19 protein-coding genes and 2 pseudogenes are annotated in these 23,350 nt (G+C 68.0%); 14 read left to right on the top strand and 7 right to left on the bottom strand.

Going from position 1 to position 23,350, the window contains the following annotated elements; translation table 11 throughout:
* Positions 1 to 359: 359 nt before the first annotated feature.
* The 5 genes from DIE03_RS21710 (at position 360) to DIE03_RS21690 (ending at position 7,048) form a co-directional block, all read left to right on the top strand.
* Positions 360 to 821, top strand: coding sequence for a (2Fe-2S)-binding protein (locus tag DIE03_RS21710; RefSeq protein WP_124453878.1), 462 nt, complete (start codon positions 360 to 362; stop codon positions 819 to 821).
* The gene (locus DIE03_RS21705; RefSeq protein WP_124453876.1) at positions 818 to 3,142 is read left to right on the top strand and encodes a xanthine dehydrogenase family protein molybdopterin-binding subunit; all 2,325 of its coding nucleotides are present in this window, start codon (positions 818 to 820) and stop codon (positions 3,140 to 3,142) included. Before DIE03_RS21710 ends, DIE03_RS21705 begins: the two co-directional genes overlap by 4 nt.
* A 71-nt stretch (positions 3,143 to 3,213) precedes the next feature.
* Positions 3,214 to 3,981: a class II aldolase/adducin family protein gene (locus DIE03_RS21700; RefSeq protein WP_124453874.1), complete on the top strand. Its 768-nt coding sequence runs from the start codon at positions 3,214 to 3,216 to the stop codon at positions 3,979 to 3,981.
* A gap of 109 nt (positions 3,982 to 4,090) precedes the next feature.
* A complete protein-coding gene (locus DIE03_RS21695) occupies positions 4,091 to 5,920 on the top strand; it encodes an acyl-CoA dehydrogenase (RefSeq protein ID WP_124453872.1) in 1,830 nt (609 codons plus the stop codon).
* A gap of 147 nt (positions 5,921 to 6,067) precedes the next feature.
* On the top strand, positions 6,068 to 7,048 hold the full coding sequence (locus DIE03_RS21690; protein ID WP_124453870.1) for an NADPH:quinone oxidoreductase family protein: 981 nt from the start codon (positions 6,068 to 6,070) through the stop codon (positions 7,046 to 7,048).
* Between the two features lie 50 nt (positions 7,049 to 7,098).
* Here DIE03_RS21690 and DIE03_RS21685 read toward each other — a convergent pair whose 3' ends face one another.
* Positions 7,099 to 7,635: a PadR family transcriptional regulator gene (locus DIE03_RS21685; protein ID WP_124453868.1), complete on the bottom strand. Its 537-nt coding sequence runs from the start codon at positions 7,633 to 7,635 to the stop codon at positions 7,099 to 7,101.
* A gap of 148 nt (positions 7,636 to 7,783) precedes the next feature.
* On the opposite strand from DIE03_RS21685, the gene DIE03_RS21680 reads away from it, so the two are divergent.
* On the top strand, positions 7,784 to 9,808 hold the full coding sequence (locus tag DIE03_RS21680; RefSeq protein WP_124453865.1) for an NADPH-dependent 2,4-dienoyl-CoA reductase: 2,025 nt from the start codon (positions 7,784 to 7,786) through the stop codon (positions 9,806 to 9,808).
* A 46-nt stretch (positions 9,809 to 9,854) separates the two neighbouring features.
* Entirely contained in the window at positions 9,855 to 10,292 is a 438-nt protein-coding gene (locus DIE03_RS21675) for a nuclear transport factor 2 family protein (RefSeq protein WP_124453863.1), read from the top strand.
* Positions 10,293 to 10,304: 12 nt separating this feature from the next.
* Here the strand turns inward: DIE03_RS21675 and DIE03_RS38810 are convergent, their stop codons facing one another.
* Together DIE03_RS38810 and DIE03_RS21670 are read right to left on the bottom strand one after the other, a co-directional pair.
* A complete protein-coding gene (locus DIE03_RS38810; RefSeq protein ID WP_260434929.1) occupies positions 10,305 to 10,436 on the bottom strand; it encodes a hypothetical protein in 132 nt (43 codons plus the stop codon).
* Between the two features lie 50 nt (positions 10,437 to 10,486).
* Positions 10,487 to 10,915: pseudogene (locus DIE03_RS21670) on the bottom strand (iron-containing alcohol dehydrogenase); the annotation flags it as partial.
* Here DIE03_RS21670 and DIE03_RS21665 point away from each other — a divergent pair.
* From DIE03_RS21665 to DIE03_RS21645, 5 genes and pseudogenes are all read left to right on the top strand, one after another.
* Positions 10,915 to 11,112, top strand: a pseudogene (locus tag DIE03_RS21665) (LysR family transcriptional regulator); the annotation flags it as partial. The pseudogenes DIE03_RS21670 and DIE03_RS21665 overlap by 1 nt on opposite strands.
* A gap of 242 nt (positions 11,113 to 11,354) precedes the next feature.
* Positions 11,355 to 13,445, top strand: coding sequence for a TonB-dependent siderophore receptor (locus DIE03_RS21660; protein WP_124454137.1), 2,091 nt, complete (start codon positions 11,355 to 11,357; stop codon positions 13,443 to 13,445).
* Between the two features lie 29 nt (positions 13,446 to 13,474).
* The gene (locus DIE03_RS21655) at positions 13,475 to 14,242 is read left to right on the top strand and encodes an ABC transporter ATP-binding protein (RefSeq protein ID WP_185658195.1); all 768 of its coding nucleotides are present in this window, start codon (positions 13,475 to 13,477) and stop codon (positions 14,240 to 14,242) included.
* A complete protein-coding gene (locus tag DIE03_RS21650) occupies positions 14,239 to 15,228 on the top strand; it encodes an ABC transporter substrate-binding protein (RefSeq protein WP_124453861.1) in 990 nt (329 codons plus the stop codon). Before DIE03_RS21655 ends, DIE03_RS21650 begins: the two co-directional genes overlap by 4 nt.
* Complete coding sequence (locus DIE03_RS21645; RefSeq protein WP_124453859.1) at positions 15,225 to 16,265, top strand: iron ABC transporter permease; 1,041 nt, start codon at positions 15,225 to 15,227, stop codon at positions 16,263 to 16,265. The genes DIE03_RS21650 and DIE03_RS21645 overlap by 4 nt, the downstream gene beginning before the upstream one ends.
* Positions 16,266 to 16,324: 59 nt before the next feature.
* Here the strand turns inward: DIE03_RS21645 and DIE03_RS21640 are convergent, their stop codons facing one another.
* On the bottom strand, positions 16,325 to 17,701 hold the full coding sequence (locus tag DIE03_RS21640) for an ATP-binding protein (RefSeq protein WP_260434928.1): 1,377 nt from the start codon (positions 17,699 to 17,701) through the stop codon (positions 16,325 to 16,327).
* Positions 17,702 to 18,427 (bottom strand): response regulator, encoded by a 726-nt coding sequence (locus tag DIE03_RS21635; RefSeq protein ID WP_124453857.1) that lies wholly within the window; start codon positions 18,425 to 18,427, stop codon positions 17,702 to 17,704. It abuts the gene before it with no gap.
* Between the two features lie 246 nt (positions 18,428 to 18,673).
* Here DIE03_RS21635 and DIE03_RS21630 point away from each other — a divergent pair, with 246 nt between their 5' ends.
* Positions 18,674 to 19,420 (top strand): MipA/OmpV family protein, encoded by a 747-nt coding sequence (locus DIE03_RS21630; protein WP_124453855.1) that lies wholly within the window; start codon positions 18,674 to 18,676, stop codon positions 19,418 to 19,420.
* A 243-nt stretch (positions 19,421 to 19,663) separates the two neighbouring features.
* Positions 19,664 to 19,984 carry a hypothetical protein gene (locus DIE03_RS21625; protein WP_124453853.1) on the top strand — a complete coding sequence of 107 codons (321 nt, stop codon included), beginning with the start codon at positions 19,664 to 19,666 and terminating at the stop codon, positions 19,982 to 19,984.
* Between the two features lie 142 nt (positions 19,985 to 20,126).
* Here the strand turns inward: DIE03_RS21625 and DIE03_RS21620 are convergent, their stop codons facing one another.
* Positions 20,127 to 21,353 (bottom strand): transglycosylase SLT domain-containing protein, encoded by a 1,227-nt coding sequence (locus DIE03_RS21620; RefSeq protein ID WP_124453851.1) that lies wholly within the window; start codon positions 21,351 to 21,353, stop codon positions 20,127 to 20,129.
* A 398-nt stretch (positions 21,354 to 21,751) separates the two neighbouring features.
* Complete coding sequence (locus DIE03_RS21615; protein WP_124453849.1) at positions 21,752 to 22,912, bottom strand: porin; 1,161 nt, start codon at positions 22,910 to 22,912, stop codon at positions 21,752 to 21,754.
* Between the last annotated feature and the right edge of the window lie 438 nt (positions 22,913 to 23,350).

The following is a 23,350-nucleotide window of genomic DNA, read 5'->3' as shown; positions in this document are numbered from 1 at the left end:
GTTAAAGTCGGAACTCGGCCCAATCCCCATACGAATCCGCCCGCCCGGGCAATGTCGACGCCGTTCGGGCCGAACGTCGCGCGCGGGTGACGACGATCGGGCGCGCCCATTCTGGCAGCCTGGACAGGATCGCGTTGCCGGCGTGACGGTTTGCGTGGGGCAAAATCGGGACCCGCGGGTGCCCGCCTTCGAGCGGAGTCGTACGTGCGGCAGCCCTCGGCAGTCCGCGGCACCGGTAAACACATCGACCGCCGGTTCTTCCGGCGAAGCAGTCCACCAGGCGGTGCCGGGCCGGCACCGTTCGAATCCCCACACGGCACCCGTGGTGCGTCGCGGGCGCCTCGACCATGAGGTGAACGATGATCACGCTGACCATCAACGGTAGCGAGCAGCACTTCGACGGCAATCCCGACATGCCGTTGCTCTGGTATCTGCGCGACGTCCTCGGCCAAACCGGCACCAAGTTCGGCTGCGGCATGGCGCTGTGCGGCGCGTGTACCGTGCACCTCGACGGCGTCGCGATCCGGTCGTGCATCACGCCCGTTGCGGCGGCGTCTGGTAAGCGCGTGACGACGATCGAGGGACTGTCGACCGACCTGACCCATCCGCTGCAGCAGGCGTGGCAGGAACTGAACGTCGCGCAATGCGGCTACTGCCAGTCCGGGCAGATCATGCAGGCCGCGTCGCTGCTGAAGACGAACCCCCGTCCCACCGACGCCGACATCGACGATGCGATGTCCGGCAACATCTGCCGCTGCGGCACCTACACGCGCATTCGCGCGGCGATCCGGCTGGCCGTGCGCCGCGGAGGTGCCGCATGAGCGCGCCCGAACTCTCCGTCCACAACGAAAGCCGTCGTGCGCTGCTGCTCGGCTTCGCGTCCGGCGGGCTGCTGCTCGCATTCGGCGTGCCGTCGCTCGTGCATGCAGCCGCGCCGGTGCAGCCGCCTGTCAGCGCGAATCCGCAGTACGGCGGTGCCGGGATGCCGCACGGGTTGCGTGACGATCCGCACCTGTTCGTTGCGATCGCACCGGACGGCACCGTGACCGTGACCTGCATCCGCTCCGAGATGGGGCAGGGCGTGCGCACGAGTGTCGCGCTCGTGGTCGCCGACGAACTGGGCGCGGACTGGGCACGCGTGAAGGTCGCGCAGGCCGTCGGCGACGAGCCGCGCTACGGCAACCAGAACACCGACGGCTCGCGCAGCCTGCGCCAGAGTTTCGCCGCATTGCGCCGCGCGGGCGCGGCCGCGCGCACGATGCTCGAGCAGGCTGCCGCCGCCGCGTGGGGCGTCGACGTGGGTCAGGTCAAGGCGACGGTGCATGAGGTCATCGACACGAAGAGCGGGCGCAAACTCGGCTTCGGCGAGCTCGCGGCGAAAGCGGCCGCGTTGCCGGTGCCCGATACGACGACACTCGCATTGAAGGCGCCGGCCGAATTCCGCTATATCGGCAAGGGCAAGACCGCGCTGATCGACGGGCGCGACATCGTCGGCGGCCGCGCGCACTACGGGATCGACACGCGGCTCGACGGCATGCTGTATGCGGTCGTCGCACGACCGCCGGCCTACGGCGACACGGTCGCGTCATACGATGCATCGGCGGCCGAGAAGCTGCCGGGCGTCGTCAAGGTCGTGCAGCTCACGTCGGCGCCGTTGCCGTCCGGCTTCCAGCCGCTCGGCGGCGTGGCCGTCGTCGCGCGCGACACGTGGACGGCCACCCAGGCGCGCGCGCAGCTGAAGATCGACTGGAAGCACGGGCCCAACGCGGGCTACGATTCGGCCGAGTACCGCAAGACGCTCGAAGCGGCCGCCACGCAACCGGGCGACGTGATCCGCAACGACGGCGATGCAGCCGCGGCGCTCGCCGGCGCCGCGAAACGCGTGCGCGCGACCTACTACATTCCGCATCTCGCGCACGCGACGATGGAGCCGCCCGCGGCCGTCGCGCGCGTCGCCGACGGCCGCTGCGAAGTATGGACCTGCACGCAGGCGCCGCAGACCACGCGCGACGAGATCGCGAAGGCGCTCGCGTTGCCGACCGAGCGCGTGACGGTCAACGTGACGTTGCTCGGCGGCGGATTCGGCCGCAAGTCGAAGCCCGACTACGTGGTGGAAGCCGCGCTGCTGTCGAAGGCGGTCGGCGCGCCCGTGAAGCTGACGTTCACACGCGAGGACGACATCGCGCACGACTATTTCCACGCAGTGTCGCTCGAAGCGTTCGACGGCGGGATCGATGCATCGGGGAAGGTCGTCGCGTGGCAGCATCGCACGGTCGCGCCGTCGATCCAGTCGACCTTCAGGCCGGGCATCGTGCACGAGCAGCCGGGCGAACTCGCGCAAGGGATCGCGGACCTGCCGTTCTCGATCCCGAACGTGCGGATCGAGAATCCGGCTGCCGAAGGGCATACGCGGATCGGCTGGTTCCGCTCGGTCTACAACATCCCGCATGCGTTCGGCATCCAGAGCTTCGTGTCGGAGCTCGCGCACGCGGCCGGCCGCGACCCGAAGGATTTCCTGCTCGAACTGATCGGGCCCGCGCGGCGTTTCGAGCCGCACATCACGGTGAAGAACGTGAATTACGGCGAGGATCCCGCGCTGTATCCGGTCGATACGGGACGGCTGCGGCGCGTGGTCGAGACGGTCGCGCGCGAAGCCGGCTGGGGGCGCAAGCTGCCAAAGGGGCACGGGCTCGGGATCGCCGCGCATCGCAGCTTCGTGTCGTACACGGCGGCCGTATGCGAGGTGCAGGTCGGCGCGGATGGCAAGATCGCGGTGCCGCGCGTCGACATTGCGATCGACTGCGGGCCGCAGGTCAATCCGGAGCGTGTACGCTCGCAGCTCGAGGGCGCGGTGGTGATGGGGCTCGGTATCGCGCTGCACGGCGAGATCACGTTCAAGGACGGTCATCCGGAACAGAGCAACTTCAACGGTTTCCAGGTGCTGAGAATGAACGAGGCGCCGCGCGAAATCCGCGTGCATCTCGTCGCGCCCGACGACTTCACGGTGCCGCTCGGCGGCGTCGGCGAGCCGGGCCTGCCGCCCGTCGCGCCGGCGCTGACCAACGCGATCTTCGCAGCGACCGGCACGCGCATCCGCAGCCTGCCGGTCGCCGATCAGCTGGCGAAGCCGCAGGCGGGTTGACGCACAATCCTCCCGCGCCGGTCCGCATCGTGCGGCCCGGTCCGCATCAACCCCTGAACAAGGAGTATGACGTGGCCTCATCCGATGTCAGTGTGAAGCAGGCGGTTTCTCCCGCCGAGTGGGAGGCGCGAGTCAACCTCGCGGCGGCCTATCGTCTTACGGCGCTGTTCGGCTGGGACGATCTCGTGTTCACCCATATCTCGGCGCGCGTGCCGGGCCCGGAACACCATTTCCTGATCAACCCGTACGGGATGATGTTCGACGAGATCACGGCGTCGTCGCTGGTCAAGATCGATCTCGACGGACGCAAGGTGTCCGAATCGCCGTACGAGATCAACCCGGCCGGCTTCACGATTCACAGCGCGGTGCATGCGGCCCGCGACGACGCGCTGTGCGTGATGCACACGCATTCGATCAACGGCGTCGCCGTGTCGGCGCAGGAAGCGGGCTTGCTGCCGCTGTCGCAGCAGTCGCTCGGCGTGCTGGCGTCGCTCGGGTATCACGACTACGAGGGTATCGCGCTCAACGAGGGCGAGAAGGCGCGCCTCGTGCACGACCTCGGCAGCAACACGAACCTGATGCTGCGCAATCACGGGCTGTTGACGGTCGGCGCGACGCCGGCCGACGCGTTCGTCGCGATGTACTTCTTCGAGGCGGCCTGCATGATCCAGGTCCGCGCGCAGGCCGGCGGCTCGGCGCTGCTGCCGATCGCGCAACCGATTCTCGACGGCATCAAGCAGCAGATCGCCGCGGTCACGCGCGGGATGGGCGCCGGCGCGCTCGTCTGGCCCGGCTTGCTGCGCCGGCTCGATCGACGCAATCCCGGGTACGCGGACTAGGTCGGCCGTCGTTGTCGTTTGCGAACGACCGTGCTAAATTCCTGCCAGCACTTGCAGTCACGGAACCCTTCATTCGGCTGACAAAGCCGGCACCCCGGGAGGCAGCACGATGAGCCTGTTGATGTCGCGACGCGATCTCGCGTTCCTGCTGTATGACTGGCTCGACGCGGAAGCGCTCGTCGCGCTGCCGCGCTACGCGGAGCACAGTCGCGAGACCTTCGACGCGGTGCTCGACACCAGCGAGCGGATTGCCGGCGATCTGTTCGCGCCGCATGCGGCGCGCGGCGATCGCGAGGAGCCGCATTTCGACGGCGAGCGCGTGACGCTGATCCCCGAAGTCGAACCGGCCGTGCGCGCGTTCGCGGACGCCGGGCTGATCGCCGCAGGCCATGACGCCGCGCTCGGCGGCATGCGGTTGCCGAAGCTGGTCGAAGCCGCGTCGTTCCTGTTCTTCCAGGCCGCGAACATCGCGACGGCCGCCTATCCGTTCCTGACCGTCGCCAACGCGAACCTGCTCGTCGCGCACGGCAGCCCCGCGCAGATCGACGCGTTCGCACGCCCGGAACTGGAAGGGCGCTTCCTCGGCACGATGTGCCTGTCCGAACCGCAAGCCGGCTCGTCGCTGTCCGACATCGCGACGCGCGCGGATTTCGACGGCGACTCGCCGCTCGGCCCGCGCTACCGGCTGACCGGCAACAAGATGTGGATTTCCGGCGGCGAGCACGAGCTGGCGGAGAACATCGTCCACCTCGTCCTCGCGAAGATTCCCGACGAACACGGCCGGCTGCAACCCGGCACGCGCGGCATCTCGCTGTTCGTCGTGCCGAAGTTCCTGACGGGTGCCGACGGCAGCGTGCAGGGCGAACACAACGATGTCGTGCTCGCCGGGCTGAACCACAAGATGGGCTATCGCGGCACGACCAACTGCCTGCTGAATTTCGGCGAAGGCACGCGCTATCGTCCGGAAGGGCGCGCAGGCGCGATCGGCTATCTGGTCGGCAAGCCGAATCAGGGTCTCGCCTACATGTTCCACATGATGAACGAGGCGCGCATCGGTGTCGGCGCGGGCGCGGTGGCGCTCGGCTACACCGGCTATCTGCACGCGCTCGACTATGCGCGCAACCGGCCGCAGGGGCGTCCGCTCGGGCCGGCGGGCAAGGATGCGGCCGCGCCGCAGGCGCCGATCGTCGAACATCCGGACGTGCGGCGCATGCTGCTCGCGCAGAAGGCCTATGTCGAAGGCGGTCTCGCGTTGATCCTGTACTGCGCAAAGCTGGTCGACGAAGCACGCGCGCATGACGACGAGGCAGTACGCGTGCATGCCGAGCGCCTGCTCGACATCCTCACGCCGATCGCGAAGAGCTGGCCGTCGCAGTGGTGTCTCGCCGCCAACGACCTCGCGATCCAGGTGCACGGTGGCTACGGCTACACGCGCGACTACGCGGTCGAGCGGCTCTACCGCGACAATCGCCTGAATCCGATTCACGAAGGCACGCACGGGATCCAGGCGCTCGACCTGCTGGGCCGCAAGGTCGCGCAGGACGACGGCGCACTGCTGCGTGCGCTCGACGCACGGATCGGCACGACGGTCGAACGTGCGCGGTCGCTGGATGCCGGTACGCGCGAGCAGGCCGATGCATTGGCGCGGCGCTGGGCGCGACTGTGCGACGTCACGCGGCAGTTGGGCGCGATCGGCGACCAGCAGAAGCGGCTGGCGAATGCGAGCGTCTATCTCGAAGCGTTCGGCCATCTCGTCGTCGCGTGGCTGTGGCTCGACGTGACGCTCGCCGCGCACGGGCATGACGGCGATTTCCACGACGGCAAGCGTGCGGCAGCCCGGTACTTCTTCCGCTGGGAATTACCGAAGGTGGATGCGCAGCTCGACCTGCTGTCGAGCGTCGACACGACGACGCTCGACATGCACGACGCGTGGTTCTGAACGTTGCGTCACCGACATTCCGGAATGCAGATGATATCGCGGGTGCCGGCGCCGCCGGCCGTCGCGTACTCGTCGTGAACCGGCCGGGCGGGGGCATCCCGCCAACGCACCGATGCGCGGCCGCGCCGCGCAAGGAGAAAGAAGCGCATGAAAGCCCTGTTGTGTACCGCATTCGGCCCGATCGACAGTTTGCGCATCGAGGACGTGGCGATTCCCGAACCGGCCGCCGGCCAGGTGCGGATCCTTGTGAAGGCCGCGTCGCTCAATTTTCCCGACGCGCTGATCGTCCAGGGGTTGTATCAGGTGAAGCCGGCGCTGCCGTTCTCGCCGGGCGCCGAATTCGCCGGCGTGATCGACGCGGTCGGCGCCGGCGTGACCGCGTGGCGGCCGGGCGATTCCGTGGTCGCGTTCACCGGGCACGGCGGGTTCGCGGAACAGTGCGTGGCCGACGTGCACCAGGTCGCCGCGCTGCCGCCGGGGATGTCGTTCGAGCAGGGCGCGGCGCTCGTGCTCGCCTACGGCACGTCGCTGCACGCATTGCAGCAGCGTGCACGGCTGCAGGCGGGCGAGACGCTGCTCGTGCTGGGTGCGGCGGGCGGAGTCGGGATTGCCGCGATCGAGATCGCGAAGGCGCTCGGCGCGCGCGTGATCGCGGCCGCGTCGAGCGCGAACAAGCTCGCACTGTGCCGCGAGGCGGGCGCCGACGAGACGATCGACTATGCGACCGACGACCTGCGCCGCCGCGTGGACGAGCTGACCGGCGGGCGCGGTGCCGATGTCGTCTACGATCCGGTGGGCGGCGCATACAGCGAGGCGGCGCTGCGCGCAACGGCGTGGCGCGGCCGGTTCCTCGTGGTCGGTTTCGCGGCCGGCGAGATTCCGAAGATCGCGCTGAACCTCGCGCTGCTCAAGGAGCGCGACATTCTCGGCGTGTTCTGGGGCGACGCGGTGCGCCGCGACCCGGCGCAGCATGCCGCGAACATGCGGCTGCTCGCCGAATGGTTCGCGGCCGGGAAGGTGCGGCCGGCGATCACCGAGCGCGTGTCGCTGGCCGGCGCGGCCGACGCGATCGCTCGGATGGCGAACCGGCAGGTGAAGGGCAAGGTGGTCATTTTTCCGGACGCATGATCCGGTTTGCCGCGCGGCGAGATGAACACTGCGCGCGCCTCGTCAGCGCGTCAATCCTTCGGCAGACGCAGCGTGTCGAGCGCATCCTGCGAAAACTCCACCCAGAACCGCTCGTTCGCGATGCCGGCCTGCAGCACCAGGTGCTGCAGGCGTTTCGCGCGCGAGTCGGCACCTTCCGCAAAATCGCGCGCCTCGATCTTCAAATACAGGTCGAGCTTTTCCTGGTGAAGCGCGATGCGCCGCCTGATTTCGTCCTCAAGGCCGGACGGGCCGAGCACCGCCTCGGCGCGCAGGCGCACCATCAACGCTTCGCGCAGCGGCGTCGGATCTTCCTGTTCGGCGATCCAGCGGCGCAGTTCCTTCTTGCCGGCCGGCAGGATCCGGTACGCGCGCTTGCGGCCACGCCCCGATTCGGCGGGCAGCGATTCGATCCAGCCGGTTTCCTCGAGGCGCCCCAGTTCGCGATAGATCTGCTGATGCGTCGCTTGCCAGAAATAGCCGATCGAGCGATCGAAGCGGTCGGCGAGTTCGGACCCCGAACCGGGGCGTTCGGCAAGCGCGGTGAGGAGTGCGTGAGGCAGGGACATGTCGGATCGGAGGAGGGCGCGAATGAATCGCATCTTGCCATATCGGGGCCACAGTACAAGCCAATGACTCTGTTTATGCAACATGTTGCATAAACGGGATCGGTGAACTACCATTTGTGCAACTTGTTGCATAAAAATGGAGACACCGATGACATCCCGCTATCCGCATTTGACGACGCCGCTCGACCTGGGCTTCACGTCGCTCAGGAACCGCGTGTTGATGGGGTCGATGCACGTCGGCCTCGAGGAAGCACCGAACGGCTTCGAACGGATGGCGGCGTTCTACGCGGAGCGCGCGCGAGGCGAGGCCGGCCTGATCGTCACGGGCGGATTCGCGCCGAACGAGCGCGGCCGTCCGGCGCCCGGCGGCGCGCTGCTGACGACCGAGGCGGAAGCCGAACGCCATCGCGCCGTGACGCGCGCTGTGCAGGCGGAAGGCGGCAAGATCGCGCTGCAGATCCTGCATTTCGGACGCTACGCGTATCACCCGGCGCTGGCGGCGCCCAGCGCACTGAAGGCGCCGATCAACCCGTTCACGCCGCATGCGTTGAGCAGCGACGAAGTCGACGAGACGATTGCCGATTTCGTGCGCTGCGCGGCGCTCGCGCAGCATGCGGGCTACGACGGCGTCGAGATCATGGGGTCCGAAGGTTACCTGATCAACGAATTCATCGCCGCGCGCACGAACCATCGCGACGACGCGTGGGGCGGCGCGTACGAGAACCGCATCCGCTTCGCGGTCGAGATCGTGCGGCGCGTGCGCGAGCGCGTCGGCACGCACTTCATCGTCATCTACCGGCTGTCGATGCTCGATCTCGTCAAAGGCGGCTCGACGCTGGACGAAGTGATCCGCCTCGCGCAGGCGATCGAGGCAGCCGGCGCGACGATCATCAATACCGGCATCGGCTGGCACGAGGCACGCATTCCGACCATCGCGACCAAGGTGCCGCGCGCCGCGTACGCGTGGGTGACGCGGCAGCTGATGGGCAAGGTCGGGATCCCGCTCGTCGCGACCAACCGGATCAACACGCCGGAAGTGGCCGAGCAGCTGCTCGCCGACGGCTATTGCGACATGGTGTCGATGGCACGGCCGTTCCTCGCCGATGCCGAGTTCGTGCGCAAGGCGCGGGAAGGGCGCGCGGACGAAATCAACACATGCATCGGCTGCAACCAAGCGTGCCTCGACCATACGTTCAGCGGCAGGATCACGTCCTGTCTCGTGAATCCGCGCGCCTGCCATGAGACCGAGCTCGTGATCCGCCCCGCGCAGCAGCGCAAGCGCATCGCGGTGGTTGGCGCGGGGCCCGCAGGCCTCGGCTTCGCGGTCACGGCGGCCGAACGCGGTCATGCGGTGACGCTGTACGAAGCCGCTGCCGAGATCGGCGGCCAGTTCAATCTCGCGAAGAAAGTGCCCGGCAAGGAAGAGTTCAACGAGACGCTGCGCTATTTCCGCCGGCAGATCGAGCTGCGCGGCGTGACGCTGCACGTCAATACGCGTGCGACCGCCGAGATGCTGCTGCAGGGCGAATTCGACGAAGTGGTGATCGCGACGGGCATCGTGCCGCGCACGCCGCCGATCGACGGCATCGGGCATCCGAAGGCGCTCGGCTATCTCGACGTGCTGCGCGACGGCAAGGCCGTGGGCCGCAACGTGGCGATCGTCGGTGCCGGCGGCATCGGTTTCGACGTCGCGGAATATCTCGTGCATCGCGGCGACGGCGAGCACGTCGCCGCGGACCGGTTCTTCGCCGAGTGGGGTGTCGACCGGGCGTATGCGAATGCCGGCGGTGTCGGCCGTGCCCGCCCCGAACCGGCTGCGCGCCACGTCCATTTGCTGCAGCGCAAGGCGTCGAAAGTCGGCGACGGGCTCGGCAAGACCACCGGCTGGATTCACCGCACGGGGCTGAAGGCGCGCGGCGTCGGGATGTCGTCGGCGGTGACGTACCGGCGCATCGATGACGAAGGATTCCACGTGACGATCGACGGCGTCGAACAGACGCTGCCGGTGGACAACGTGATCATCTGCGCGGGGCAGGAGCCGTTGCGCGAGCTGGCCGTGCAACTGGAGGCGGCCGGATGCAAGGTTCACGTGATAGGCGGCGCGTGCGAAGCCGCCGAGCTCGATGCGAAGCGCGCGATTCACCAGGGCACGACGCTGGCCGCGACGCTTTGAGGCCGATTCGTTTCCTTTCCGTTCGATGTTTCAGGAGTCTACGAAGATGAATGCACCGACGCAGGTTCATCCCGCTGTCGCGAAGTCGCTCGATGCGTGGCACGTGATGGTTGCGAGCAAGGACTTTGGCGCGCTGGAGTCGATCGTCCACCCGGACGCCGTGTTTCGTTCGCCGATGGCGTTCAAGCCGTACGGGCCGGCGCCCGCGCTGTTGCTGGCGCTGCGCACGGTGATCACGATCCTCCAGGATTTCACGTATCACCGCCAGTTCGTCACCGACGACGGCAAGGGCGTCGTGCTTGAGTTCAGCGCAGCCGTCGACAGCAAGGCGTTGAAAGGGATCGACATGATCCGCTTCGACGACGACGGGCTGATTGTCGAGTTCGAGGTCATGATCCGGCCGTTCAACGCGCTGCAGGCGCTCGGCGCGGAAATGGGCGCGCGGCTCGGGCAGCAATTGCCGACGTTCAAGATCGGCGGCTGAGCGGGGCGGCGGCTACCGTGTAGCCGTTCCGCCGCCGCATGTCGTCACGCCCCGCGCCAGCCGCTCGACGAACCAGTCGCACACGAACGCGGTGCGCTCGGACGCGTGGTTGTAGATCGTGTGCGCGCTCGATTCCGGTTTCATGCGGGATGCCTCCTTGACGGGCTCATTCGTTGGTTTGCCGTGTGTGCGGCTCAGCGTGCGCTCGAGCCCGGCAGGTTGCAGTCGAAGGCATCCTGCAGCAGCGCGCGCAGGCCGTCCCGTTCGATCGGGCGCGGGTTCCAGTAAGGATTGGCCGCCGCGATATCGGCTGCGCGATCGAGATCGGCCTCCTGCATGCCGATCGCCTTCAACGAGACCGGCGCACCGTTGTCGAGCGCCAGCGCGTAGACGCCGCGCGCGGCGTCGTTCGTCCCGATCGCGCGGGCGATCCGCTGCATCGCGTCCGGCGCATGCGCCGCGTTGTACGCGAGCGCATGCGGCAGCACGACCGTGTGGGTCGGCGCGTGCGGCAGATTGAAGCTGCCGCCGAGCGTGTGACAGAGCTTGTGATGCAGCGCCATGCCGACATTGCCGAGTACCATCCCGCACAGCCACGCGCCGTAGAGTGCGTCGCCGCGCGCTCGGCATCCTGATCCAGCCGCTCTACATCGTCCATGACGACATCGTCGCGGGGAAGCTGGTGCCGGTGCTCACCGTCAACATCGTGTACCAGAGCCGCCGTCACCGGCCGGCGAAGATCCGCGTCTTCACCGAGTTCCCGATCGAGCGTTTCGAACGCCTCGGGCTCGCGCGCAAATGGAAGGAAATCGGCCGCTGATTGCAGGCCGGTACGGCGGCGGAAAGCTGACGAATTCCTGACGAATCAAGTTGATATATTGTATCATCTGAGGTTTTCGTCGCCGACGCACGGCGATGACATCCAACCAAGATCGATACGACGTGACGAAATCCGGAAACCATCCGGCGCGCGGGGAGCGGCACCATGCCGCGCCGCGCCGGAACTCGGGCGCCTGGCGCGCACGCGCGGCGCGCAGCTGCACGGCGCTGCTCGGCTGCGCGATGGCCACGTCCGGCGCGCTGGCCGCCGAAGCCGCGGTACCCGTGACGGACGACCGGCACGCGCTGCCGGCCATCAAGGTCACGGCGTCATCCGCGCCGGTGGATCCGCTGACGCAGCCGCTCGAAACGGGCTCGCGGCTCGGGCTGGCCAGCCTCGATACACCCGCGAGCGTCGAAACCGTCACGGCCGCCACGATCGAGGCCCGCGGCGATCGCACGGTGCTCGACGCGGTCACGCGCACGGCCGGCTTTTCGAGTGCGATGGCGCCGGGCAACGGTGGCACCGCCTTGAGCGTGCGCGGTTTCAGCGGGCAGGAATCGGTGACGACGCTGCTCGACGGCGTGCGGCTGATGCCGGCGGCCGGCACGATCACGTTTCCGTTCGATACGTGGTCGGTCGAGCGCATCGAGGTGCTGCGCGGCCCCGCGTCGGTGCTGTACGGCGAAGGCGCGATCGGCGGCGTCGTGAACGTGGTGCCGAGGCGGCCGCAGCGCACGCGCGAGACGACGCTGCAGGCAGGTGTCGGCCCCGACGGCGCGAAGCGCCTTGCGTTCGATACGACGGGCGCACTCGGCCCGCAGGCGTCATACCGTTTCTACGCAAGCGATGCGCGCGCGAACGGCCTCGCCGAACGGGCCGATACGCACACGACGGCTATCGGCGGCGCATTGAAATTCGACGTGAGCCCGCAGCTCACGCTGACGCTCGACTACGACTACGGCCGCCAGATGCCGGCCACGTACTACGGCGTGCCGGCACCGAACGGCGTGCTCGATCCGTCGCTGCGCAAGCTCAACTACAACGTCGGCGACGCGACGATCGCGTATTACGACCAGTGGACGCGCCTGTCGGCGAGCTACCGGCCCGCGGCCGGCGTGACGATCGACAACCAGCTCTACTACCTGACGTCGAACCGCCACTGGCGCAATGCGGAGTCGTACGCGCTCGACCGGGCGACGGGCCTGGTCACGCGCAGCGACTATCTCGACATCGGCCATCACGAGCGGCAGATCGGCGACCGGCTGAGCGCGCGCTTCGACGGCACGCTGTTCGGCCGTGCGAACCGCTTCGTCGTCGGCACGGAGTTCAGCCAGATCACGTTCAGCGGTACCAACAACTCGCCATACGGCGGCGAATCGACGGTGCCCGCGCACGGCTTCGATCCCGGTACATTCACGAGCCCCGACCCGACGGTGCCGCAGTTCGGCACGCGCGCAAGGCAGGCCGCGGTGTTCGCGGAGAACCGGCTCGAAGTGCTGCCGCGGCTCGCGTGGGTGAGCGGCTTGCGCTACGACCACATCGCATTCAGCCGCGAGCAGGCGGCGACCGGCGCGGGCTTCGACAAGCGCTTCGCGAACGTCGGCTGGCGCACCGGCTTCGTGTTCGAAGTCACACCGACTTTTAGCGCGTACGCGCAGTACACGACGGGTGCGGAGGGGCTCGGCTCGCTCGTGACGCTGTCCGCGTCGCAGGCGAACTACCGGCTCGCGACCGGCGAGCAGTGGGAAACCGGGCTCAAGCAGACGCTGCTCGACGGCCGCGCGTACTGGACCTTCGCCGTGTACGACATCACGAAGCGCAACCTGCTCAGTACCGATCCGTTCAATCCGGCGCTGCGCCGGCAGGTCGGCCGGCAATCGTCACGCGGCGTCGAGCTGACGGGCGGTGCGCGGCTGCCGCACGGCTGGACGATCGATGCGAACGTCGCGCTGCTGCGCGCTCGCTACGACGAATTCAACCAGGCTGCCGGCGGCGCGACGGTATCGCGGGCCGGCAACGTGCCGTCCAACGTGCCGCAGCAGACCGCGAACCTGTGGCTCGGCTGGGCATTCGCCGAGCGCTGGCAGGCGAATGCGGGCGTGCGCTACGTCGGCGCGACCTACGGCGACGATGCGAACCGCCTGCAGGTGCCGTCGTACACGGTATTCGATGCGTCGCTGCGCTGGCAGCCGACGTCGCGCACCGAGCTCGCGCTGTATCTGCGCAATCTCGCGAACCGCACGTACGCGGTGACGACGTCGAACGGCGGCGAGCAATGGCTGCTCGGCCCGTCGCGCTCGGCGGAGCTCGTCGCGACGATGCGCTTCTAGTGCGGCGCGACGTGCATCCCGTCACCCACATGCTCGACATCGAACGCGTGAGCTGGTCTCCCGGCGGTGCGATCGACGTGCTCGATTCGGTGACGCTGACGGTTGTCGAAGGCGAGTTCGTCGGGCTGGTCGGCCCGAACGGCAGCGGCAAGACGAGCCTGCTGCGCTGCATATTCCGCTACGCGCGGCCCGACGCGGGCAGTGTTGCGCTCGATGCGCAGGACGTATGGCGCATGCGGCCGCGCGCGGTTGCGCAGCGCATCGCGGTGCTGCAGCAGGAGACGCCGGACGATTTCGGGCTGACGGTCGACGAACTGGTCGGCATGGGCCGCACGCCGCACAAGCGGCCGTTCGAGGCGGAGTCGGCCGACGATCGCCGGATCGTCGAAACCGCGCTGCACGACGTCGGCCTCGTCGAGCGCCGCGCGCAACGCTTCGCGTCGCTGTCGGGCGGCGAGAAGCAGCGTGCGCTGCTGGCCCGCGCGCTTGCCCAGCAGCCCGAACTGCTGCTGCTCGACGAACCGACCAATCATCTCGACCTGCGTCACCAGCTCGAACTGCTTGCACGCGTGCGCCGCCTCGGCATCGCGACGCTCGCGACGATTCACGACCTCAATCTCGCGGCCGCGTACTGCGACCGGCTCCACGTGCTCGCGCACGGCCGGGTCGTCGCGTCCGGCGCACCCGGCGACGTGCTGACCGAAGCGCTGCTGCGCGACGTGTTCGGCGTTGCCGTGCTCGTCGACCGGCATCCCGTCTCGGGCCGGCCGCGCATCACGCCGCTCCATCCGGAATGACCGCCATGCCGTTTCCAGTGTCCTTTGTCGCACGCCGGCTGCTTGCCGCCGCCGTGCTCGGCTGCGCCGCCGCTCACGCCGGCGCCTATCCCGTCACCGTGCGCAGTTGCGACCGCGACGTGACGTTCGAGCGCGCGCCGACGCGCGCGGTCAGCAACGACGTCAACCTGACCGAGATGATGCTCGTGCTCGGCCTGAAGGACCGGCTCGTCGGCTATACGGGCATCGGCGGCTGGAAGACGGGCACCGTGCGCGTACGCGACGCATTGCGCGGCGTCCCCGAACTGGCGAGCCAGTATCCGTCGCTCGAGGTGCTGGCCGCCGCGCGCGCCGACTTCTATCTCGCGGGCTGGAACTACGGGATGCATGTCGGCGGCCCTGTGACGCCCGAGACGCTCGCGCCGTTCGGCATTCGTACCTATGAGCTGACCGAATCGTGCTCGCATGTGATGAAGCAATCGGCCGCGTCGTTCGACGACGTGTTCCGCGACCTGAACAATCTCGGCCGGATCTTCGGCGTCGACGCGCGCGCCGCGCAGGTCGTCGCCGCAATGCGTGCGCGGCTCGCGGCGGTGTCGCGCGCGATCGGGCAGCCGGCGCCGCTGCGCGTGTTCGTCTACGACAGCGGCACCGACAAGCCGATGACCGCGGGCGGGCTCGCGATGCCGACCGCGTTGCTCGCGGCGGCCGGCGCGCGCAACGTGATGGACGACCTGCCGCGCAGCTGGACGCAGGTGAGCTGGGAGAGCGTGGTCGCGCGCGATCCGCAGGCGATCGTGATCGTCGACTATTCGGCGGTGACGGCCGCGCAGAAGCAGCAGTTCCTGCTGAGCCAGCCGGCGCTCGCGCGCGTGGCTGCGATCCGCGACCGGCGCTTCGTCGTGATTCCCTACGATGCGGCGACGCCGGGCCCCGAGAACGTCGCGGCTGTCGAGACGCTCGCGCGTGCGCTGTATCCGGCCGCGTTCACCGGGCCGGTGCGATGAGCCTGCGCGGACGGGCGTCGCGACCCGGCATGCGCGTCGTGCTGCCGGCGCTGGCCGTGCTGCTGATCGTGTCGATCGTCGTATCGGCCGCGTTCGGTCCGGCGCAGATTTCGATGCCGGCCGCGGTGCGGATCGTCGTCACGCACATCGCGTCGGCGTTCGGCGGCGCCGGCGCGTTCGCGGCGGGCGCGGGCGACGACAGCATCGTGTGGCTGATCCGGATGCCGCGCGCGCTGCTGGCCGCGATCGTCGGCGCGACGCTGGCGGCGGTCGGCGTCGCGTTGCAGGCGGCCACCGCGAATCGCCTGGCCGATCCGCACCTGCTCGGCGTGAGCGCGGGCGCGATGCTCGGCGCCGTCGCGGTCACGGTGATGGTCGGCGCGGCGTTCGGCCCGTTCACGCTGTCGGCCGCTGCGTTCGCGGGTGCGCTCGCGGCAACCGCGTGCGTCGTCGCGCTCGCTCACCGCGGCGGCCGGCTCGAATCGGACCGGCTGCTGCTCACGGGCGTGTCGGTGTCGTTCATGATGGCCGCGCTCGGCAACCTGTTGCTGTATCTCGGCGACCAGCGTGCCGCGTCATCGGTGCTGTTCTGGATGCTCGGCGGCGTCGGGCTCGCACGCTGGGACTTGCTGCCGGTGCCGGCCGTGTGCGCGGTGCTCGCCGGCGGTGCGCTGTACGCGCGACGGCGCGAACTGAATGCGCTGATGTCGGGCGATGTCGCCGCGGCGTCGCTCGGCGTGCCGAGCGCGCGGATGCGGCGCGAGGTGTTCGTCGTCGCATCGTTCGCGACGGGCGCGATGGTCGCGGTGAGCGGTGCGATCGGCTTCGTCGGGCTCGTGACACCGCATCTGTGCCGGCGCGTCGTCGGCGCCGAGCACGGCCGGCTGCTGCCGGTCGCCGCGCTGGCGGGTGCGATCCTGCTCGTGTGGGCCGATGTCGCGGCCCGCACGCTCGCGGCGCCGGAGGATTTGCCGATCGGCATCGTCACTGCGCTGTTCGGCAGCCTGTTCTTCGTTGCGTTGCTGCGCCGCCGCTGAGCGGCGCAATCCCGTCACGTCCGGTCAGGCGAGGACAGGGTGGCGGCCTGCCGTGCCTGTCATCGCAACGGCGCGGCCGTGCGCTTGCCTTCGCCGAGCGTGGCGACACGTGAATCGGTGCCTGTGACGTCGAACAGGCGGTCCGGCAGTGTCAGCGCGGGCAGCGTGATGACGAAGCGTGCGCCGCCGAGCGGCGAATCCTCGAGCCGCACGTCGCCGCCGTGCACCTGCGCGACGCGCCGCACGATCGCGAGCCCGAGCCCGAAGCCGCCGGTCTGCCGGTCGCGGCTGGAGTCGAGCCGCTGGAACGGTTCGAACACGCGTGCGTGTTCGGCGGCCGGAATGCCGGGGCCGTCGTCGTCGACGCTGAGCACGAGCGCGCCGGTCGCGTCGCTGGCGGCGGCCAGCAGGACCGTGTGCGACGCATAGCGTGCGCCGTTGCGGATCAGGTTCAGCAGCGCGCGGGCGACGAGCTTCGGATCGCACACGTGGGTCGCGGGCGCAGCGTGCGCCGACACGTCGAGCGTGATCCCGCGATCGGCGACATCGTTCGCGACGTTGCCGGCGACGCTGTCGATCAGCGCATCGACGACGATCTCCATCGGCGCGAGTTCGCTCGCACCCTGTTCGAGCCGGCCGATCGTCAGCAGCTCGGTGACGAGTTCGTCGAGTTCGCGCACGTCGCGCCGCAGCGCGTCGCGGCGTTCGCGCATCCGCCCCGTTTCGTCGGGCTCGGCAAGCAGCGCGAGCCCGAATTCGAGCCGGGCGAGCGGCGTCTTCAGTTCATGCGAGATGCCGTGCATCATTTCGCGCTGCTGCTTGATCGACGCCTCGATGCGCTCGGCCATGTCGTTGAACTGCTTCGACAGCTCGTAGATGTTCGACTTGCCCGACAGCTTCATGCGCGTCGACAGCGTGCCGGCGCCGAATGCGCGCGCGGCATCCTGCAGCCTGCGAATGTCGCGCCAGTGATAGTGAATCCACAGCGCTACCGCAAACAGCGCCGCGAGCGCGAGCAACAGGTACGCATAGATCCGGATGTCGAGGTCCGGCGGCTCGATCGGGCGCGCATGCAGCACGGAGCCGTCCGCGAGCGGCATGTAGTAATCCTTGCCGTTGTAGCTGATCGCGATCCTGCCGGCATCGAGATCGCGCAGCGGCGCGCCGCTGAGTTGTGCGCGCGCGTCGGCCATCGACATGAAGCCGAATCCTTCGTTGCCGTGCAGTGCGAGTTCGCGCAGCGCAAGCTCGCGCTGCGCGCCCGGATGGCGCTCGAGGTAGTCGTTCAGCACGAACGAATAGGTCGTCAGCGAGTCGCGCTGCGCCTGCGCGACGCGTTCATAGAAGATCCGGTCGAACGCCAGCTGGATGAACATGATCGACGCGGCGACGCATACGATCACGATGAGGTACAGCCTGAGCAACGGGCGCAGCATTTATTCGTCCCACGCGGAAGGGCTGAACAGATAGCCGCGACCCCAGATCGTCTTGATCTTGTGCGGCTCCGATGATGCATCCTCGAACCGGCGGCGCAGCTTCGAGATGCCCGAGTCGACCGAGCGATCGAGTCCGTCGAATTCGATCCCGCGCAACTGCTTCAGGATGTCGTCGCGGCTCAGCACGGTGCCGGCCGCGCGCGCGAGGATAAGCAGCAGGTTGAATTCGGCCGTCTTCAGGTCGACCGGCTCGCCGCGCCACGTGACGGTGCGGTTCGGCGGCGAGATCGTCAGTTCGCCGAACACGAGTGCCTCCGGCGCGGCGACGGGCGCTTCGGCGGCAGCCGGCTGCGCGCGGCGCAACAGCGCACGGGCGCGCGCGACGAGCACGCGCGGCTCGATCGGCTTCGTCACGTAGTCGTCGGCGCCGGTCTCGAGGCCGGCAACCTGGTCGTAGACATCCGCGCGCGCGGTCAGGATCAGCACGGGGACGTTGGTGAACGCGCGGATGCGCCGGCAGACTTCCATCCCGTCGAGGTTCGGCAGCATCAGGTCGAGGATCACGAGGGCCGGCTGGTGCTCGCGCACGGCCGCGACGGCGAGGTCGCCGCGCCGCACGACCGTCACCGCGAATTCGTAGCCGTCGAGATATTCGCGGACGAGCTGCGCGAGACGGTCGTCGTCCTCGATCAGCAGCACACGGTATTTGAGCGGGTTTTCGTTCATGGTCTCCTCTGGATGCACGCGCCATCTCGCACCTGGCAGGCTGATGGGGCGGCGCGGCACGCGAATTCTATCCGGCGTACCGAAGGGCTGGGGAGCAGGACGACAATCTCGAACAATCAAACACAATTGAGCACAGATTCTCCGCAGATTCAGGACAGTCTCGGCGCAAGGCGGCACCTAGACTGCGGGCTCCGTCACTCTTATCTCAATATTGTGCGCCCATTACTCCGCCGCTCTCGCTATTGCATGCCGCTCGCCGGCCTGACCCTTGCCGCCGCCGCCCACGCGGAAAACCAGTATTCGCTGTCACTCGGCGGCGGTGTCGCACCGCGCTATCCGGGCAGCAGCCAGTATCGCGGGGGCGTCGCACCTTCGTTCTCCGCCACGTTCGGCAACGGCTTCTTCGTCGACAGCACGCAGGGCGCCGGCTACCGGCTGGACCTGCCGCACGGCGTGTTCGTGTCGGCGGCCGTGAACTACGACCCGGGCCGCGCGGACGAGAACCGCTTCGACCTGCCGGGCTCCGACTACCTGAAGGGCATGGGCCGGATTCCGGGCTCGGTGCTCGTCGGTGTGCGCGCGGGCGTGACGCTTTTCAATGCGGCGGAACTGAGCGTCACGATCGATACGCCGGTCACGCACACGACGCGCGGCGTGTCGGGGCACATGGATCTCGCGGTGCCGGTGTTCAAGACGTCGCAGCACGAGATCATCGTGACGGGCACCGTGCACGCGGGATCGGGGCGCTATACGCAGACGTTCTACGGCGTGACCGACGCGCAGTCGATGACGAGCCGGTTCCGGCCGTATTCGGTGAGCGGCGGGATCGACAGCGCGTCGATGGCGGTCGCATGGAACTGGACGCTGTCGCAGCACTGGTCGGTACTTGCGACGGGCGGCGTGACGCGGCTGCTCGGCCGCTCCGGCGACAGCCCGATCGTCCAGTCGCGCAGCAACTACTACGGGATTGCGGGCGTGACGTACAAGTTCTGAGCGGCCGGCGTGATGCGCGCGCTCTCCGTACGGGGCGCACGAGTTCGCCGCGGATCGTTGCGGTAACATGACGGCGGCCCGGCTTCGGCTTCGGGATCAGGCTGCCGAGGTGACAGCGCGAAGCCGATTCGACTCGAGCGGATCGCGCAATACGGTGCGTTCGCAGAACCCGTTATGGATCCAACGCCCGGTGCGTGCGCGCATCCCGCGCCTGCTGCGCCGGGCCGCGACACGGAGAAAACGATGAAGAACACGATCGCGATGCTCGTTGCACTCGTTGCTGGTGCAACTTTGTCAGGATGTGCCGACATGGACACGAAGCACCCCAACGCCACCGCCGGCGGCGCGGCTCCGATCCCCGCGCAAGTGTGCAAGGCGGACGCCACACCAGACGACGCGCTGATCGGCAAGACCGAGGCCGAAGCGGCCGCGCTGCTCGACGGCTGTCTGTGGCGCGTGCTCGAGCGCGACGGCAAGTCGTTGCCGGGCACGATGGATTATCGGCAGGAGCGTCGCGACCTCGGTATTCGCGACGGGAAAGTGATCTGGGTGCGGCGGGGGTGACGGTCGGCGTCGCGTTATCTGCGCGTGTACTTCAGGAAGAACGGCACGGCCGAACTGCAATGGGTGGACGACATGAATGCGCCCGAACTGCGGCCGACCGCGGATCAATGAGCGTCGCGACGCGCGTGCGACCGGACGCGCGTTACTTCGAGATGTACCACAGCGCGTCCGCGCTGGCGCGCGACGGCTGAGCGGCCGCGGCCGGTGCTTGAGCCGGCGCGGGCGGCGGCGTGTTCGACGTGATGGCTGTCGGCAGCGTGGCGGGAACGTTCGCGGTCGAAGGCGAGGCCGCCGCCGTTCCCGACGTCGACGGCGTATTCAGGTACCACAGCGCATCGGCCGACGCCGTGCGTTTCGCTGCCGTATCGGGTGCCGTGTTCTTCGCCGCATTCGCGGCCGTACTGGCCGACTTCTTCGATGCCGAGGTCGATGCCCCGGCCGTCGCCGTACCTGTCGTGCCGCCCTGCGCGGTCATGCCCGCGGCCGCCGCACCCCGCTGCGCACGCGCCTCGAACGGCCCGAGCTGAAAGATCAACGTTTGCGCGGGACGCGTCAGGACGGCATACGGAAACTGCAGCTCCCACGACATCAGCACGCGCCCGCTCGACGTCTCGGTGAAGATCGCCGGCACGTGCTTCATGTCGCTGAACTGCACGTAGACTCGTGCGCCGTCGTCGAATACCTGGGTCGGCTTCGCCTGGTCCGCACCCGTGACCGTCCAGCCGAAGTTGTACGAGCCGGCCGGGCCGGCGGGGCCGCCCTGCGGCGGCGGAGGCGGCGGGGCCGACGATATCGTGCGCGGACGCGTGACCGGCGGCGCGGACACGCTCAGGCTCGCGAACGGGTTGTACGCCTCGGCCTGTTGCGGCGGCGTAAAAGAGGGAGGCAGGATAGGCATGGGAGTATCGGGCGAATCCGGCATGGTCCGGATTGCATCATAGACCTTGCGCGCATACGCGAGGCGCTTGTCTGGCGAGGCGGAGTTATATGCGCCGATCGCGTTCCAGTTGGGGCCGAGCTGGCGGATGTTCTGCGACAGGATCCACGCACCGACATACGCGTTCGTGCATGCATCGAACAGGCTTTCCCGCGTGATGCCCTCGCGCGCGAGCGTCGGCAGCCACGTGCTGTTGATCTGCATCAGCCCGATGTCGACCGTGCCGTTCGTGTTCGTGTTGACGGCGCGCGGGTTCATCCCCGATTCGACCTGCGCGATGCCGCGCATCAGGCTGACGCTCACGTGCTGGAACGCGGCCGCGTCGTCGAGGCAATCGGCCCGTGCGACGCCGTGCAGCGCGCACGACATCGCGATCGTCGAGGCGATTTTCAGCGTTTCGTGGCTGATCGAACGGCTTGTATGACGCGGCATGGCAGGTTGGGGCGGAATCCGGCCGCCCGGTGCAAGGAAATTACGCAGACGCGAAGTGTGCCATAGCGCGGACGCAAATGGCTCGCGTCAAACTTTCCTTTGCATTTGTGCTCGCGTTAGCCACGCATTTTTATCGCGTCGGACCACGCGGCCTGACGACGCCCGATCGGTAAAAATGGCTGGATTTTCGATGAATACCGGTGCGATCACAGCGATCGGAACCTGACGCATTGCGTCAGTCGTGCCGTAAGCACGGGATTGAATGGCGTGAACAGGAATTCACCGGGTAATCCTTGCGCGGCTCGAATAAAAGCGGCAAAGAACAACGGCGACCGAAGCCGCCGCGTGCGCAATGCGGATGCGACCGGCCTGCGCCGTGCGCAGCCGGCCGTTTTACATCAGAAGCGGTGACGCAGCCCGAGGTTGACCATCGTCTGCGAACTCGTCCCCGCATAACCGTACGAACCGATCGACGCCTGCGCGGCCATCGAGCCGCCCTTGCCGTCGCCGGTCTGGCCGCTCGCATGCTGGTACGCGGCGGTCAGGTAGACGTCGGTGCGCTTCGACAGGTTGTAGTCGGCGCCGGCCGAGACCTGGTGATAGGTGGCCGACGTGTCGCCGCCCGAGCGCGTGTAGCTGTAGCCGACACCGACCAGCAGCCCATTCGTCGCCTGGTAGTTCACGAAGCCTTGCCCCGTGTTGTAGTGCTCGTTCGAGCCGAACGCCGAACTGGCGTCGCGGCGGTACTGCGCGTTGCTGTAGCCGAGGCCGAACGTGAACGGGCCGGCGACGTACTGGCCCGCGACGCGCGCGATGCCGATCGAGTGGGCGCTCGCATAGCCGTTGTTGATCGGGCCGTCGAACGTGCCGTCCGACGAGCTGGTCCAGCCGGTGCGCAGGCCGTTCGACGCGGGGCCGTTGGTCGCATGGAAGTAGCCGCCCGCGACGCTGAACGGGCCGTTGTTGTACGACACGGCGGCCGAGTACGACTGCGCGGCGCCCGTGCTGCCGGCAATGCCGCCGAACGAGTACATCGTCGAGAACTGCAGGCCCGAATAGACGGGCGACGTGTACTTCACCGCGTTGTCGACGCGAAAGCTGTTGTCGTAGTTGTCGACGTCGCCCGGCGTCGCGAACACGCTGCCCAGGTAGTTGTCGGCGGTGATGCCCTGCACGAGATCGACGAGCGGATCGTACTGGCGGCCGAACGTGAGCGTGCCGTAGCGGTCGCTCGTCAGGCCGACGAACGCCTGACGGCCGAACATGCGGCCGCCCTGGCCCAGCCGGCCGTTGCTCGGGTCGAAGCCGTCCTCGAGCTGGAAGAGCGCCTTCAGCCCGCCGCCGAGATCCTCGGTGCCTTTCACGCCCCAGCGGCTGCCGGCCAGGTTGCCCGCGCTGCTGTTGCCGAGCATCCACGCATTGTCCTTGCCCTGCGCATGGTTCACGTAGGTGATCGACGTGTCGATCACGCCGTACAGCGTGACGCTCGATTGCGCATGTGCGACCGGAATCGCCGCGAATGACGCGACCGAAATCAGCGAGAGGGTCGTGCGTTTCATTTCATCTCCTTGCGCATTGCGCTCGTGTTCGTGATCCGGAATGGCAGGAGACTACAGAGCCGCAATAAAACGGCAAAAATGAAATTCTCTTTTGTGGTCTGACGCAGACAGAGGCGTCCTCCGAAACGAACTATTGAGGGATTTGAATTATTGATGGTCGCGTATCAATGGGTTGTCATTTCGCGATTTGTTCATTGCGTCTTGCATATCCCGTGACAATCGCGCGCAATCGATGGGGGAATGGCGACGGTCCGAATATTGTTATTGATCCGTCAAATAATTATTGAATGAATTGAATTGGCCGCGATGTGACGGGTGTGTTAAGGACGTATCGTCCGCGGCCGGCACCGGCATCGCGGCGTCGCCATCACGCCGCACCTGATCATGGCTGCGCGCACCGGCGCGCATCGAAACCGGGGCGCAGGCTTACTTTTGTAT

This window comes from Burkholderia sp. Bp8992 (assembly GCF_003853705.1).
Taxonomy (GTDB): Bacteria; Pseudomonadota; Gammaproteobacteria; order Burkholderiales; family Burkholderiaceae; genus Burkholderia.
The sequence above is the reverse complement of the archived record's forward strand: the minus strand, read 5'-3'. Positions and strand labels throughout refer to the sequence as shown.

Excerpts from the sequence above, each read along its gene's own strand:
- DIE03_RS21620 (WP_124453851.1), bottom strand. The coding sequence starts at position 21,353 with ATGCCGCGTCATACAAGCCGTTCGATCAGCCACGAAACGCTGAAAATC.
- DIE03_RS21690 (WP_124453870.1), top strand. The coding sequence starts at position 6,068 with ATGAAAGCCCTGTTGTGTACCGCATTCGGCCCGATCGACAGTTTGCGC.
- DIE03_RS21650 (WP_124453861.1), top strand. The coding sequence starts at position 14,239 with ATGACCGCCATGCCGTTTCCAGTGTCCTTTGTCGCACGCCGGCTGCTT.
- DIE03_RS21710 (WP_124453878.1), top strand. The coding sequence starts at position 360 with ATGATCACGCTGACCATCAACGGTAGCGAGCAGCACTTCGACGGCAAT.
- DIE03_RS21655 (WP_185658195.1), top strand. The coding sequence starts at position 13,475 with ATGCTCGACATCGAACGCGTGAGCTGGTCTCCCGGCGGTGCGATCGAC.
- DIE03_RS21645 (WP_124453859.1), top strand. The coding sequence starts at position 15,225 with ATGAGCCTGCGCGGACGGGCGTCGCGACCCGGCATGCGCGTCGTGCTG.
- DIE03_RS38810 (WP_260434929.1), bottom strand. The coding sequence starts at position 10,436 with ATGAAACCGGAATCGAGCGCGCACACGATCTACAACCACGCGTCCGAG.
- DIE03_RS21660 (WP_124454137.1), top strand. The coding sequence starts at position 11,355 with ATGGCCACGTCCGGCGCGCTGGCCGCCGAAGCCGCGGTACCCGTGACG.
- DIE03_RS21675 (WP_124453863.1), top strand. The coding sequence starts at position 9,855 with ATGAATGCACCGACGCAGGTTCATCCCGCTGTCGCGAAGTCGCTCGAT.
- DIE03_RS21695 (WP_124453872.1), top strand. The coding sequence starts at position 4,091 with ATGAGCCTGTTGATGTCGCGACGCGATCTCGCGTTCCTGCTGTATGAC.
- DIE03_RS21635 (WP_124453857.1), bottom strand. The coding sequence starts at position 18,427 with ATGAACGAAAACCCGCTCAAATACCGTGTGCTGCTGATCGAGGACGAC.
- DIE03_RS21615 (WP_124453849.1), bottom strand. The coding sequence starts at position 22,912 with ATGAAACGCACGACCCTCTCGCTGATTTCGGTCGCGTCATTCGCGGCG.
- DIE03_RS21640 (WP_260434928.1), bottom strand. The coding sequence starts at position 17,701 with ATGCTGCGCCCGTTGCTCAGGCTGTACCTCATCGTGATCGTATGCGTC.
- DIE03_RS21705 (WP_124453876.1), top strand. The coding sequence starts at position 818 with ATGAGCGCGCCCGAACTCTCCGTCCACAACGAAAGCCGTCGTGCGCTG.
- DIE03_RS21625 (WP_124453853.1), top strand. The coding sequence starts at position 19,664 with ATGAAGAACACGATCGCGATGCTCGTTGCACTCGTTGCTGGTGCAACT.
- DIE03_RS21685 (WP_124453868.1), bottom strand. The coding sequence starts at position 7,635 with ATGTCCCTGCCTCACGCACTCCTCACCGCGCTTGCCGAACGCCCCGGT.
- DIE03_RS21630 (WP_124453855.1), top strand. The coding sequence starts at position 18,674 with ATGCCGCTCGCCGGCCTGACCCTTGCCGCCGCCGCCCACGCGGAAAAC.
- DIE03_RS21680 (WP_124453865.1), top strand. The coding sequence starts at position 7,784 with ATGACATCCCGCTATCCGCATTTGACGACGCCGCTCGACCTGGGCTTC.